Annotated in this window: 10 protein-coding genes; all 10 read left to right on the top strand. The window is 26.2% G+C overall.

What is annotated here, in order from left to right:
- Positions 1-14: 14 nt before the first annotated feature.
- The 10 genes from AAHM84_RS02585 (at position 15) to hisS (ending at position 15,549) form a co-directional block, all read left to right on the top strand.
- Positions 15-1,730 carry a YitT family ABC transporter gene (locus tag AAHM84_RS02585; protein ID WP_342259355.1) on the top strand — a complete coding sequence of 572 codons (1,716 nt, stop codon included), beginning with the start codon at positions 15-17 and terminating at the stop codon, positions 1,728-1,730.
- Positions 1,714-2,082, top strand: coding sequence for a post-transcriptional regulator (locus AAHM84_RS02580; RefSeq protein ID WP_342259354.1), 369 nt, complete (start codon positions 1,714-1,716; stop codon positions 2,080-2,082). Before AAHM84_RS02585 ends, AAHM84_RS02580 begins: the two co-directional genes overlap by 17 nt.
- Before the next feature lie 8 nt (positions 2,083-2,090).
- Positions 2,091-5,855 carry a protein translocase SecDF, variant type gene (locus tag AAHM84_RS02575; RefSeq protein WP_342259353.1) on the top strand — a complete coding sequence of 1,255 codons (3,765 nt, stop codon included), beginning with the start codon at positions 2,091-2,093 and terminating at the stop codon, positions 5,853-5,855.
- A gap of 13 nt (positions 5,856-5,868) precedes the next feature.
- Entirely contained in the window at positions 5,869-6,381 is a 513-nt protein-coding gene (locus AAHM84_RS02570; protein WP_342259352.1) for an adenine phosphoribosyltransferase, read from the top strand.
- A gap of 131 nt (positions 6,382-6,512) precedes the next feature.
- Complete coding sequence (locus AAHM84_RS02565) at positions 6,513-8,834, top strand: RelA/SpoT family protein (protein WP_342259351.1); 2,322 nt, start codon at positions 6,513-6,515, stop codon at positions 8,832-8,834.
- Between the two features lie 531 nt (positions 8,835-9,365).
- Positions 9,366-10,178 (top strand): hypothetical protein, encoded by an 813-nt coding sequence (locus tag AAHM84_RS02560; protein WP_342259350.1) that lies wholly within the window; start codon positions 9,366-9,368, stop codon positions 10,176-10,178.
- Positions 10,179-10,269: 91 nt separating this feature from the next.
- Positions 10,270-10,974, top strand: a complete 705-nt coding sequence (locus AAHM84_RS02555) for a DeoR/GlpR family DNA-binding transcription regulator (RefSeq protein ID WP_342259349.1) — start codon at positions 10,270-10,272, stop codon at positions 10,972-10,974.
- 2 nt (positions 10,975-10,976) lie between these two features.
- Positions 10,977-11,918, top strand: a complete 942-nt coding sequence (locus tag AAHM84_RS02550) for a 1-phosphofructokinase family hexose kinase (RefSeq protein WP_342259348.1) — start codon at positions 10,977-10,979, stop codon at positions 11,916-11,918.
- A gap of 9 nt (positions 11,919-11,927) precedes the next feature.
- Positions 11,928-14,222 (top strand): fructose-specific PTS transporter subunit EIIC, encoded by a 2,295-nt coding sequence (locus AAHM84_RS02545; protein WP_342259347.1) that lies wholly within the window; start codon positions 11,928-11,930, stop codon positions 14,220-14,222.
- Positions 14,223-14,313: 91 nt separating this feature from the next.
- Complete coding sequence (hisS, locus tag AAHM84_RS02540; RefSeq protein WP_342259346.1) at positions 14,314-15,549, top strand: histidine--tRNA ligase; 1,236 nt, start codon at positions 14,314-14,316, stop codon at positions 15,547-15,549.
- Positions 15,550-15,552 lie beyond the last annotated feature (3 nt).

Here is a 15,552-nt window from a genome sequence, read left to right as displayed (position 1 = left end):
TGGGAGGGGAAACAATGGAAAAGAATAATTTAAATGAAATAATTGAAGACATTCAAGAAGCAACTCAAGAAATTATTCAAGAAGAAGTTGTTGAATTCCAATCAAGTGAAGAAAAAAAATCAATTAATAAGTTGGCAAAAGAATTAAATAGAGGTGGAAATATTGATGGAGAACTTTTAAGTAATCTTGAAAATAAAATTATGTCTAAAAGAGAACAAAAATTACTTGTTCAGCAATATTTTAGAACCAAATTTATTAGAGACTTCTTTAAAATTATTCTAGCTGCCTTTTTAATTACTATTACTTTTGACTACTTTATTACTCCAACGGGTAGAGGTGGTCTTTTCCCAGCTGGAGCTGGAGCAATTGCACGTTTTTTTGCAACTTTGACTTTTCCTAATCAAGATCAAGTCCAATTGCAATCATCATTTTATTTTATTTATTATTTTGCTATAAATATTCCTCTTTTTATTTTTGGATATATTAAATTAGGAAAAAAATTTACATTTACAACATTTATTTTTATAATTATGCAGATTGGTTTTGACCAGATTATTCAAAATATTCCATTTATTAACCCAAGAGAATTTAATTTACTTGTAAATTATCAATTAATTGGTTCAATGCCAGGGTCATGAAATACAGGTATTTGATTATTTATATTTGCAGCATTGGGTGGGTTTTTACTAGGATTCTCATATTCAATTGTATATAAAATTGGTTCTTCTACTGGAGGATTAGACTTTTTAACTGTTTTTTTATCTAATAAAACAAATAAACCAGTTGGTTCACTAAACAGAAAAGTTAATTTTATTATTTTAGCAGTTGTTATTATTTTAAATACTATTATTATTCCTATGTCTCTTATTAATTCTGATATAAAAATTAATATCCTTCAAAGTGGTAATTATTATCAAGATAATAATCTATTAAAATCAATGTGAGATTTTGCAATTGAAAATGGTGCATTAGTTGGGGATAATAATAATTTACGATGAGATCCAGTATTTGAAGCCTGATTTAACAATATCATTTATTCTAATGATTACACTTCAATAGAATCTGCAAGGAATTTATTTGATGGTTCAGCTTCGTTTACAAAGGATCAATATGAATTTTTAGTTCAATTTGTTTGTAAAAAGGGTTATGGTGATGATTTAGTAAATGTTAATCAAGGATTAGTATGACATATTAAATTTTTATTTATTTTTGGACCATCACTATTTGCCTCTTTCTCACTTGTAATTTTTGCAGGAATGTCAACTAATATTTTCTATCCAAAATATACAGTAAGAACATATATGATAACAACAAACACTCCAAAAGAAATTAACAAAATGTTATTGGAAAATGGATTCCAAAATGATATTTTAAATTGAGATAGTATCAATAGAATTAATGGAAATTATTTACATAGAAGTGTTATTATGGTAGCAATGTCAGTTATGGATTGAGATAAAATTGAAAGAGAAATTTTTATGATTGACCCTCAAGTTAAAATTAATGCTATTATAACAAAAAGCGTACGGGGATTATTTAACTATGAAATTAAAAAGAATGATGATAGAGATATTATAAGAACCAAAATTGAAAAGAATGAACTGGAATTAGAAAAAATTAGACAAATTGCAATTGTTAGAGCTCAAAAAGAGCATGAAAAATTACATAAAAAGAGTCAAAGAAGGAAACCAAATTCTAAAAAACAAGATAATAATGATAAAAAAGATTAATTTTTTTAAAGAAACTAGTAAATTTATTAAATTTATTAGTTTTTTTGTTTATAATTATGATTATAGTGGTGATTTAATGAAAGAGGAAAATCTTAAAAAAATTATTTATGAAATGTTAGATCTTAAATTAACAGAAATAAGGAAAGAATTTAGTAGAATTACTTTGAAGGACTTATACTGCTATTTAAAAGATGTAATATTTAAGAAGAATAAAATAGTTGATTTAAATGATTTATCATTCTTTATTATGAACATTAAAATTAACAAAATATTTGAATATCTAAATGTTAGTGCAATTTTAGATAAAAATAATTCAATTGAAATGGATTTAAAAATTATTTTAGAAAGATAGTGGTTAACTTGAATAACAAGGAAAAAAATATAAGCAATAAGCCTAAAAAACCAATTTTAAAGATTTTTGCTATATTAATAATTATTTCTTCTTTGGTATTAGGGATAGTTTTCTCTAATTTAAAATTCTCAGAAAATATTAAGTTGGGTTCAGACTTTAAAGGTTATTACTCAGCTCTTGTTTCAGTTGGTAATTTAAATGAAAAGGAATCAATAAATGGTCAACCAAATGGTGATTCAACAGAAGGAGCTAAAGCTCTAAATGAACGTTTAAATCCAATGGGAAATAATCAAATAATAATTGAAAAAGCTGGTAAAAACTTTTTAAAAGTTTTATCTCCAGTAGATGCATATCAAAATGAAACAATTTTTAAAAATCAAATCCAAAAAAATGGGGGAATTGTTTTATTAGACTCAACAGAAGGTAAATTTAATGATTTACAAATTACAAACGAAAGTAATAAACTTGAAAGAAAAGGAATTAATGAATATTTTACTGGAGCATCTTCAACTTTCATTAATGAGTCAAATTCAAAAAACCCAGCAATTTCATATTCACTAAATGGTGATAATTTTAAAGCATTATTTAAAACAGAAGAAGGAGCTGAAGGACAAACTCGTGAAGCAGGAACTTTACCTCTATTTATCCTTTTAGACGCTGATGGTTTTTATAATGATATAAGAAACTATTACAATTTAATTAAAGGTGAGAAAAAAGATAGAATTGAAGAATTCTTTAAAGTTATTGTTGAACCTTTAAGAACTTTCTATGATGCAAGTAGTACTCCTACAAAAGTTAAAGAAGTTTTATATGACCTATTTTATGGTCAATGAACTGAAAAAACATCTTCAGGAATTAGTACAACTTATAGAGGTTCATTGATGAGTAAAAGAAATGCTTCAAATGAAACTTTAAAAGATGCAAACTCATTTTTAGAGGTTGTAGATTCATTTAACTATTTATCAGAGACTTCAAAATATGTTTATGATTCAAATGCTGTTACAAAGGATTTTGAAACAGGTGGAAGATATTCACAAAATGTAAAATTATGAGATTCTTCAAATACATTAACAGAAAAATATAAAGTTAATGAAATATTTTCTTTAATAAACCCAGTACTTTTAAATTTTGTTATATCAAATCAAATACTTTTTAATGAAACTTTTGCTAATAACTTAGTAACTAATTATTTCTTATTTAATGGAAATGTTACTGAATCAAAAGGGCAAGCTTCTAATGGGTATATTGATGGAAATAATTTAATAACTAAAGTTGATTCAGAAGCAAAGGCTAGAATTGGTGCTTCTTTATTTAACGCATCTGGTAAAGGGTTTGTTTTTACAGTTAACTCTGTTGCAACTATTGATGGAAAAGTAACACAAGTGATGTTAATTTCAGCATTAGTATTTATATTAATTATTGCTTTATGTTTAATTGTTTATATGGGATTCTTTTATAGACTACTTGGTCTTTTCTCAATGATAATTACATTAGCAATTATAGGAATGACTTTATTGTCATTATCATGATTCAATCTGGCAGTTGGACCAGAAACAATTATTTGCTCGTTTATTTTACTTGGGCTAAATATTGAGATCTTCTCTTCTCTATTTGAAAATATGAAGGAGAGTTACTATCTAAAACAAAGAGGATTAAAAACTAGTTTTAATATTTCTATTAAAGAAAATGTTGGAATAGCATTAGATTTAGTTGTTGCTTTATTAATTCCATCAATGTGTATGTTCTGAATCTCATCTAATGCAATTATTTCAATGGCAATAATGTTGGCAATGGGGTCATTCTTTACAGTATTATTTACAATATTGGTAGGTGTAATTCTATTTAAATTAATAATTAATTCTCAATTAATTGCAAATAAATCATATTTATTTGCTTTAAATACAGATTTTGCATCTCAAGGTAAATTCTTTATGAATTATAAAATAAGAAAAATAGAAAATAAAATTACTAAATTAAATTCAAAACCTGAAATTGACAAAGAAGCAATTTCAAAACTTGAAAGTGATCTTAAATCTTTAAACGATAAATTAAGTGAAATTAACTTAAAAGATATAGAAAAAAATAATAAGAAGCAAGAATTAGCTAAGGAAAAACTAAATAAAAAAATTGATTTAATAACAGAAAAAATTAATAGTTTAAATCCTGAAAAAGATGCTAAAAAAATTCAGTCACTTAATTTTAAAGTAAATGAATTAATATTTGTTAGAGATGATAATACTCAAAATATTATTGAAGAAGAAGGGCAAATTGTTACTTCTACTAATGAAAAACTAAAAATAAAGACAGTTGAAAGAAACATCAAAAATGGAACTAAGTTTGTTTCATTATTTGGAGTAATTCTACTGGCATTATCACTAGGTCTTGGTTTCTTATTCGGTCTACGTTTTGATGATACATTTGGTGGAAGAACAGATTATACTTTATGAGGAGATAATACTTCAACACTTTATTCTCAAATTAGAGAAGAGCGTTTTGAAGATACAAGTTATGGTAACGAACAAAAGTTAAAAGAAATCTATGAATTTAAAGAAGACTTAGTTGAAAAACATGAGAGCTTTAAATCTAATAATCAATCTAATGAAGAAGCTGTTAAATTAGATGAAACAAGAACAGTTAGTGAATTCTTAAACTTTGTATTCGATGATAGTTTTTATGTTAATTACTTGGCTCAAAATTTATCAGATAAGAAGTCATATAAAAGTAAAAATTATTCAGTTTCTTATGGAGATAAATTCATATTTAATGATCCCTCTTCAATAACTAAAGAAAATCAAAATTGAATAACATTGACAGTATTTACACAAGATTTAAAACAGTCAGCAATTATTAAAAAAATGTTTAATAATTTAGGTGTGGATAAAAATATAAATTCAACTTCAAATAATGGATTTATAACAAAAGCTATTAAACCAGCTACAATGTTCTGATCAATTAAGGAAATAGCGATCTCTATTTTAATAATTATTGCAGCGTTAGTTATTTATATACTTATTAGATTTAAATGAACATATTATATAGCGATGATTATATCAATAGTTTTAGCACCACTAGTTGCAGTTGCAGCAATAACAGCATTACAAATTCCTTTAGGAAATGTTGCAATCATTGCAATAGTTGGTTCAATATTCTTTACAATTATTTCTTTATTCATTATATTTGGTAAAGCAAGAACTCTAATTGCATCAAAAGATGAAAAATCATTAATAAACTTCTTTAAACAAGAAATTGAAATTATTTATGATACAAAATCAGTTAAGAAAAAAATGAATGATGAGTTATTTAATCTTAAAAATGAAATGAGACTAAATATTAGAACTAATAATTTACCAAAAGAAGAGAAGAAAAAATTAAAATTAGAATTTAAAGAAATTAAGCATGCTAAAAAAATAGAGTTTAGAAAAGTTAAAAAAGCTAATAAAATTAAAATAAATAGAGTTGCAAAACAAAACAACTATTTATCAGAAGTTTTAGTAAAAACATTTAGATTTGGGTTAGTTAGATCTTTATTATTAATTGTTTTATATACAGTTCTTGGAATCATCTTAGCTTCATCAATGTCAAGTATTTGATCATTTGGAGCTTCAATGATAATTGGGATTTTTGTTTCAAGTGTATTTGTATTATTTATTTCCTTACCATTGTGGGTAGTATTTGAGCAAATAAGAATAAGAAATCAATTAGCAAGAAAACGTTTCATAAATGGTTTATATGTTTCAAAAGAAGAACAAATCATAGAAGGAATAAATGATTAAGAGGTAAATAAATATGGATATAAAGAAATATATTTTAGATGTTCATAATTTCCCAATAGAGGGAGTAACCTTTAAAGATATTACTCCGTTATTAAATGATAAAGATGTTTTTAAATATGTAATTGATAAAATGGTTGAGTATGTCAAAGCAAAAAAGGCAACTGTTATAGTTGCTCCAGAAGCTAGGGGTTTCTTATTTGCATCAGCAGTTGCATATGCAGCAAACTGTAGATTTGTTTTAGTAAGAAAACCTGGAAAATTACCAAGAAAAGTAAAAGATGTTGAATATGTTTTAGAATATGGTAAAGGTCATATTCAAATGCATGTGGGAGACTTAAAAGAAAACGATAATGTAATTATCGTAGATGATGTATTAGCAACAGGGGGTACTATGAAAGCTATTGTGGAACTTGTTAATCAAGAGAAAGCAAAAGTTGGAGGAATAGTATTTGTAGCTGATTTATCATTCCTACATGAACCAGATTTATTTAAGGAATTTGACTCAAAAAGTTTAGTAACTTATTAGTATAAAAAGACAAAATATTAAAATATTTTGTCTTTTTTTAAATGTAAAAAAAACATAGCCAACTTACTATTATTAGTTTAATTTATATATAATATAGTTAATAATAAATTATCAAAGATAAGGGGAATTTTATGCAGTCAAGAGCCTCAATGAGTGAACAAGAATTTAATTTTATTGAATGCCGTGATGTTGAAGTTCTTGTTTCAGAAATGAAAAAGTATATTAAAAATAAAAAATTAATTGATGAAGTTAAAAGAGCATATTATTATGCTGAAGAAAAACATAAAAATCAAAAAAGAAAAAGTGGAGATCCTTTCATAATACATCCACTTTCAACTGCATATTATTTAGCTCAATGAAGAATGGGACCAAAAACTATTATTGCTGGTCTTTTACACGATGTAATTGAAGATACCCCAGTTACTTTCTCGGAAATTGAAGAATTATATGGTGTTGAGGTTGCAGATATTGTTGAAGCTGTAACAAAAGTAAGTTACTTTACAAAAGAAAATCGTGAGCAAATGAAAGCTAATTATTTAAGAAAACTATTCTTATCAATGATTAGAGATATTAGAGTTATTATTGTAAAAATTGCTGACCGTATGCATAATTTATTAACTCTTCAACATATGAAACCTGAAAAGCAAAAAGTAATTGCTAAAGAAACATTAGAAATTTACTCAACAATTGCTCATAGAATTGGTATGAAAAATGCTAAGAATCTTTTAGAAGATTACTCATTTGAATATTTAAATCCAAAAGAATTCAAAAGGGTTAAAAGTCTTTTAGAAGAAGATAAAAGTACAAGAAAAGAAATAATTACTGAAATTATTTCTGAAGTTAATAGAAAATTAAAAGCTGGTGGTATCTCAAATGTAACTATTTTTGGTAGATCAAAAACAATTTATTCAATTTATAGAAAATTAACTCAATTTGGTAAGTCATTTAGTGATATTCACGATATTTTGGCTGTAAGAATTATTACTGAAAAACAAGATGATTGTTATAGAATTCTTGGCTGATTACATCAACTATTTACACCTTTATCAGGAAGATTTAAAGACTATATTGCAACACCAAAAAATAATTTATATCAATCATTGCATTCAACATTAGCAAGTAAAGATGGAATTATTTTTGAAGCACAAATAAGAACGTATGAAATGGACGATATTGCTGAAAATGGAGCAGCTGCTCACTGAAAATATAAAGAGGGTGAAAAAAATATTGATATTGCTGAAAAACAAAAGGAAATTGATTTGAAAGTAGATATGTTTACAAGATTAATGGACTTAGAAAAATTAGCATCAGAAGCTGCAGAATTAGATTACGATGAAGAATCACAAAAAATTGATTTAAGTGGAGAAGTAGTTGAAGAAGCTTTTAAATCAGATTATTTAGCACCAATGATTTATATTTTAACTCCAGATGGGAATGTTGTTAACTTACCATTTGGATCAACTGTTTTAGATTTTGCATATAAAATTCACACTGAAGTTGGGAATAAAACTATTGGAGCTAAAATTAATGGGGTGTTTTCACCCTATAACTCAACATTAAATTCAGGAGAAATGGTGGAAATTCAAACTTCAAAAGAAACAAATCCTCATGAAAAGTGATTACGTTTTGTACGTACTTCAACGGCACGAAGAGCTATTGAAGATTATTTAAATACTGAAAAAGTAAAAGCACAAGCAAAAGAACAAATTACAAATCAAAAAATCATTAGAAATGTTAAACGTGAAGTTGATAGATATATAATTGCTCACAACTTAAAATGACAAGTAAAATCAATTGATGAAATTCAAAAAAAATTAAATGTTTTAGATTATAAAAATATTGATGAGTTTTTATTATCAGTTGGTAATGGTGATTTTACTATTCCAGAAGCAGTTGAAATTGTATATGTATCAAAACAAGAGTTAAAAGATATTGAAGTAATCAATGATATGAAAACTAGAAAATATAAGTCAGCTAAGGGAAGAGATGATTTAAGAATTAATGGAATTGAAAAAGTTAATTGTACTCTTGCACAATGTTGTTATCCAGTTCCTGTTGAACCAGTTACTAGTTTTATGTCAAAAACAAAAGGGATTCAGGTTCATCGCAGTGATTGTTTAAATATTACCAATATTAAAAGAGTAAAAAACTTATTAGAAACAGAGTGAATTGAAGCAAAAACTGAAGATAGAAATTATAATGCCAAAATAAGAATGACAACCTATGATCGACCAGGAATTTTATTAGATATAATTAACGTTTTTAATGCTCAAAGAGTAAATCTAAATGAGGTTAAAGTTATTTCTCAAGAAGAAGATTATTCAGGTAAGGGAAGTATGATTATAAGTGTTAATAATGCTGATCAATTAAATGTGATATTAAAATCACTTTCAGAAATTCCTGGAGTTATTGGAGTTACAAGAGCAACTTCATCAGAAAATCCAATGGCATAATTATATTTTATTGTGAAATGTCTTATAAAAGTTTAAATAAAAATTAACATTATTAAGAAATATTAATTAAAAGCACTTCTAGAAGTGCTTTTAATGTTTTATAACAATAAAAAAACTTTAGCTGCAATAATATATAAGACATATTATTAAAATTAGTGCTATTAATATTTTAATAGATAAATATAATTTTAATATTAATTTAGAGGAGATATATTACTTATGAAATAAATCTTGAGGAATTGCAGAGAATTTTTATAGTAGATACTTTAAAAATAGTAGGTTTTATTTTTTTGATTTAAATAAAAAGAGAAAATGTTTTTAAAGTGGATAACTGATGTAATAATTTTTTAGGGATATAAATTTAAATAATGTAACTATAAGTTTGGTACATTTTACAAAAATAATATTTTCACTAAATTTAATGAACCATTCAATAAAAAGAGTCTAGACTTTGTATACAACCAACCAGAAATTAATTATTGTTAGTATTAGGCTTATATGGTATAATTTAATTAATAAAATGAGGTTTATATGAAAAAGGAAATGATTTATTTACCAATTGAAGAATTTGTTAAAGCAAACCTAGACTTTAATATTGCTTCAAATAGAAAAGAATCTGAATTTGACTTTAATTTTACAAGATGAAAAACAATGATTTTCTCAAGTCAAAAATTAAAATTTGTTCTAAAATATACACAATCTGTTTTACATTGATTAAGTAAAGTGTCCGATGTTACTAATTTTAGTGTATCAATTGATACAACAAGCGTTGATAGATTTAATTTTTCAATTTATGAATTTGATAACCATATATTTAATTGTTCACTTATTACTAATTTTTATTTAATTCCAGAAGGTGATTGATCAAATAAAATATTTGAAATGCACTTCTCAAAATTTGATTTAAAAAATGGTAATTTAATAGTTGCAGAAGAAACAAATTTTTGAAAGGGAGAAGATGGCTTTGAAAAATTTGTAAATATGTTATATGCAATTATTAAAGAACCTTATAAATTTGAAAAGGCTTCACCAGTACAATGACAAGTTGATTTTAAAGATAAAAAAGTTTCAAGCTCACAAATAAGAATGCAAATAGCTTCTTTAGTTGAAAAAGGAGTTAGACCTGAAGATCCATATTTAACTATTGAACAAGCAATGAAAATTGAACAAGGTGCAAATCCTGACATTATTGCTAAAGAAGCTAGAGCTGAAAGTGAAGGAAGAGAAGTTATTAATCCAATTTGAGATGAAGGAATAGCTCAAGAAGCTAAATATTCTGACATAAACATAGCAATGGCAAAAACTAGAGGTCTATCAACAGATAATAAGAAAAAAAGAAAATAGTATGGTATTCCATATTTTTTTATTTTTAATTTTTGGTTGTTTTTGGTTGTTTTTTATCTTTTTTGGAATATTATATTATTGAGGTGAAAGAATGATCAGAGAAGAAAGACTAAAATTAATTTTAGATTTTGTAAATGAACAAGATTATTGTTCAAATGAAAAAATATCAAAACACTTAAATATTCCTTTCACCACTCTAAGACGAGATCTAACAGATCTTCACAATGAATCTAAATTAAAAAGAGTTCATGGAGGAGCAAAGACCATTAGAGAAAAATCAATATTGGAAGCATTTTTAGATGAAAAATTGCTTACTAATGTTGAAGCAAAAAAAAATATAGCAATTAAAGCATTAGCTTGTATTAAACCATTTGAGACCATCTTTTTAGATGCAGGCTCAACAACTTTTTTTCTAGCAGAGATATTAAAACCAGAATTAAATAACAAGATTTATACTAATTCAATTATCAATGCACAGATTTTAGCAAAAAATGGTATTAAAGATATTAATTTATTACCAGGAAAATTAAAAATATCTACAAGAGCAATATGTGGTGTTGAAACAATAACTGCATTATCAAAATATAATTTTGATTTGGCTTTCATAGGTATTAATGCCGTAGACAATGAATTTAATTTTTTTACAACAGATGAAGACGAAGCAGAAGTTAAAAGAATAGCTATTAAAAATTCACAATTTTCATTTGGTTTAGCAGATACATCAAAAAATAAATCTAAATCACTTGTAAAATTTAGTGATAAATCTCAAATAGCACTCATTAATGAAGAGGTATAAAAATGATATATACATTAACGTTAAATCCTGCAATTGATCATATTGTTTTAGCCAATAAAAAAGTAGAATTAGGTATAACTAATTATTATACTGATGAGTATAAAGTTATTGGTGGGAAAGGAATAAATGCTGGAATTATTTTAAAAAATTTGCAAGCAGATATTCAAGCAATTGGGATTATGGGAGAAAACAATAAAGAAATTTTTCTAAATAAATTTCAAGAAATAAATTTAAATAACAATTTTTTTCTTAATGAAGGATCAACTAGAGTTAATTATAAAATTAAACACTTAGAATCAAAACAAGAAACAGAATTAAATGGAATGGGATTTAATACTAAAAAAAGTGTTCTAAAAAATTTAATTGATTATTTAACATCTAATCTTCAAAAAGAAGATATTGTTATGCTAACAGGAAGTGTTGCAGTGGGTATTGATAAAGATATCTATAAACAAATTGGAAAAATTGCAAATCAAAAAAAAGCTATTCTAATTTGTGATGCTACAAATGAACTTTTAAAAAATGTTTTAAAAGAAAAACCTTTCTTAATTAAACCTAATCTTGAAGAAATTTGTTCAACATTAGGAATAAAATTTAACGAAGATATAAGTTTCGAAGAAACAAAAGAATTAATCAATAAATTAAAAAAACTAGGAGCTCAAAATGTATTGCTAAGTATGGGCTCAAAAGGAAGTTTATATTTTGATTCAAATAATGATATTTACAAAGTTGGAATTGCAAAAGGAAAACTTGTAAACTCAGTTGGTGCAGGAGATAGCATGTTGGCTGGATTTGTTTTTGGAAAATATAAAAATCTAAGTATTGAAAATACACTTCAATACGCAGCAGCTAGTGGAGCTGCAACTGCTTTTAACGAATGACTTGCTTCAAAAGAAGAAATAGAAAAATTAGTTTCAAAAATTGATGTTCAAAAAATAAAATAGGAGGTTCACATGGAATTAAAAGATTTATTCGGTAAACAAATAAGTTTTTTTAATGTTGATTTAAAATCAAAAGATGAAGTTATTGAATTTCTTTCTAAAAGTTTAGAAAAAGAAAAATACATTAAATCTATTGATGATTTTAAAGCAGCTGTTTACAAAAGAGAATCTGAAGGATCAACTGGGGTTGGAGATGGAATTGGTATTCCTCACGTTTTAAATCCTACAGTTGAAAAATCAGCAATTGCTTTTGTAAAATTAAAAAATAAAGTTGATTGACAATCACTTGATGATCAACCAGTTGATTTAGTATTTATGATTATGACAAATGGAAAAGATGGAAATGAGCACTTAACTGCTCTTGCAGATCTATCTGGTTTCTTAATGAAAGCAGAAGTACAAAAAAAATTAAGAAGTGCAAAATCAATTAAAGATGTAGAAAATGCGTTAACAAAACAAGAACAAAAAGTTGAAAAAGTTGAAAAATCAGGTAGTTATGATGTTATAGGTATTACAGCATGTCCAACAGGAATTGCACATACATATATGGCTCAAGAAAAACTTGAAGAATATGCAAAACAAAAGGGTTTAACAGTTAAAATTGAAACTCAAGGACGTAGAGGAATTGAGAACAAGTTAACACAAGAAGATATAGATAATGCTAAAGTTATAATTTTAGCTCATGATAAAGCTCTTGAAGGACTTTCAAGATTGAATGGTAAAAAAGTTATTGATACAAATACTAAAGAAGCTATCTTTAAAGGTGATCAATTAATTGAAAAATATAAAAAAGGTGAGGGATTAACTGAAGTTAAAGCCGCATCTGATTCATCAGAAGTAAGTGAATTTACAATGAGAAAATTCCTTGATATTAAAGGGAATTTACTTGGTGGAATTTCAAGAATGTTACCATTTGTTGTTGCAGGGGGAATTATATTAGGAATTGCTTTCCTAATAGACTTTGCTGCAGGAAATGGAAATGCTGGTGGAGATTTTGGAACAATTAATCCAGCAGCTGGTTGATTTGCAGCAATTGGAAAAATATCAATGTCTATGATGGTACCAATATTGGGAGCATTTATTGCGTTTTCAATTGTGGGATCTCAGGGATTAATGCCTGGAATGGTCGCAGGATTATTATCTACAAACATTTTAGGATTTGGTTATGCATACGATGCGGACGGTAACTCAATTACTAATGGTTGAAATGGTCTTTGATCAAGATTAATTCCATCTAATTTACAAGGAACTGAGTCTGGGTTTATTGGAGCTATTGTTGGGGGTTATCTTGCAGCTTTACTAGTTGTTGGTTGATCAAAAGCAATGGCAAAATTCCCAAAAGGATTACAAGGAGCTAGAGATATTGTCTTTATTCCTGTCTTGTCATTATTATCAATAGCATTAACAATGTTTGTTATTAATATTCCTTTAGGATTTGTAATGGGTGGTATAAGCCTTGGTATTTCAGAATTAGCACAATTAAACTTATTATGATTAGTATCAATTTTAATTGGATTTATGATGTGTGTTGATATGGGTGGACCAATTAATAAAATTGCTTATTCTTTAGGTAATTTAGCAGTTGGTGGTAAATTAGTTACAGATATCAATGCAGCTGGAAATGCCTTTAATGATCAAACAATTATTATGGCATCAGCAATGTTAGCAGGGATGTTACCTCCTTTAATGGTAGCAATGTCAACAATTATTTTCCCAAGAGCTTGAACAGCAAAAGATAGAGATGCTGCAAAAGCTAACTGATTAATGGGTGCATGTTTCGTTTCAGAAGGTGCAATTCCATTTATGGTTAAAGATCCAAAAAGAGTTGCAGTAAGTGCAATGGCTGGTGGAGCTTTAATTGGTGGATTAGTTGGCGCATTAAAAATTAAATTACTTGCATCACATGGTGGGGTATTTGTATTCCCATTATTAAGTTCAAGTTATTTAGAAGATGGTTCAATGAATGGTGGTTCAATTGCTTTAGGAGCAGGAGCAGCTGTTCTGATTGTATTAGGAGCTAGTTTATTGTCAGCAATACTTTTAGGTTTATGAAGAACAGCTGATATTAAAAAGGGTAAATTAACTCTTGATGCAACTAATGGAGTAAAAGAGTCTATTTTAGAAAAAATTGAAAATGTTAAAAATAATGTAAAAATTAACAATAAAGAAGAAAGATTGTCAATTTTAAATAAAAAATTAGATAATTACAGTGAATTTGAAAACGAATTAGCAACTAAACAAAAAGCTTATCAAGCTCTTGTTGAAGAAAAACATAAACAACGAGAAGCAAGAAAAGTAAATAAATAGTTAATAAAATTTTAAATAAAAACCCATTTTTTGGGTTTTTATTTTGCTCTTTTTAAAAAAAGTGTAAAATATAAAGGTTAGAGGTGAAAATATGATTCAAAAACCCAGAGGAACAGAAGATTTAATCGATTTAAAAGTAAGAGAATACTTTGCTTTGGAAATGATAATAAGAAATATTGTTGATTCATTTAACTATAATGAAATAAGAACACCAATTTTTGAAAGTTTAGAACTGTTTAAAAGGGGTGTTGGTGAAGAAACAGATATTGTTTCTAAGGAAATGTTTATATTTGAAGATCGAAAAAATCGAGAATTGACTTTAAGACCAGAGGGTACAGCACCAACTGTTAGAGCTATTTTAGAAAATAAGATGTATATAAATGAAAATTTACCATTAAAATTGTTCTATTTTGGTTCAATGTTTAGATATGAAAGACCTCAAGCTGGGAGAAATCGACAGTTTAATCAATTTGGAGTTGAAGTTTTTGGACCTAAAACACCTGAAATTGATAGTGAAATTATTTGTTTATCTTCAATAATTTTAAATACAATTGGAATTGAAAATTATACAATTCACTTAAATTATTTAGTAAATGGTCAACAAAGAAAAGAATACATTAGTGATTTAAAGAAATACTTAGAACCCAAATCACTTTGTGATGATTGCAAAAAAAGAATTCAAGCTAATCCATTAAGAGTTTTAGATTGTAAAATAGATGGAAATAAATTTGATGATGTAATTGATATGAAAGATTATCTAAATGAAGAAGACAAAAATTACTTTAAAACTTTGATTGACAATTTAAACAATATTGGAATAAAACCAATAATTGATAAGAAACTAGTAAGAGGATTGGACTATTATACTGGCTTTGTTTACGAAATCAAAGATAAAAAAAGTTCAACCTTATTGGGTGGTGGAAGATATGACGAACTTGTTAAAAAGTTAGGAAATGTTGATTTACCAGCATCTGGTTTTGCTATTGGTATGGAAAGATTGCTAATTGCTTTAGAAGAAGAAAAAATTTATATTTCAACTCCTAATACTTTGGATGCCTATATTATTGCTTTAAGTGAAAAAGCAAAACAATTTTCAAATATATTACTACTAATGTTAAGAAAATCAGGTTTAAAAGTTGACTTTGATTTTATGAATAGAAGTATGAAATCAGCTTTTAAACAATCTGAAAAACTAAATTCTAAAAATATCATAATAGTAGGTGACAATGAACTGAAAGAAAATAATGTTATTATAAAAAATCAATTAACAAAAGAAGAGAAAAAAGTTGCATTTGATGAAATAGTAGATGCAATTGTTGGAGAATAAAAA

The sequence above is a fragment of the Spiroplasma endosymbiont of Dioctria linearis genome, assembly GCF_964030865.1.
GTDB lineage: Bacteria > Bacillota_I > Bacilli_A > Mycoplasmatales > Mycoplasmataceae > Spiroplasma_A.
The sequence above is the reverse complement of the archived record's forward strand: the minus strand, read 5'-3'. Positions and strand labels throughout refer to the sequence as shown.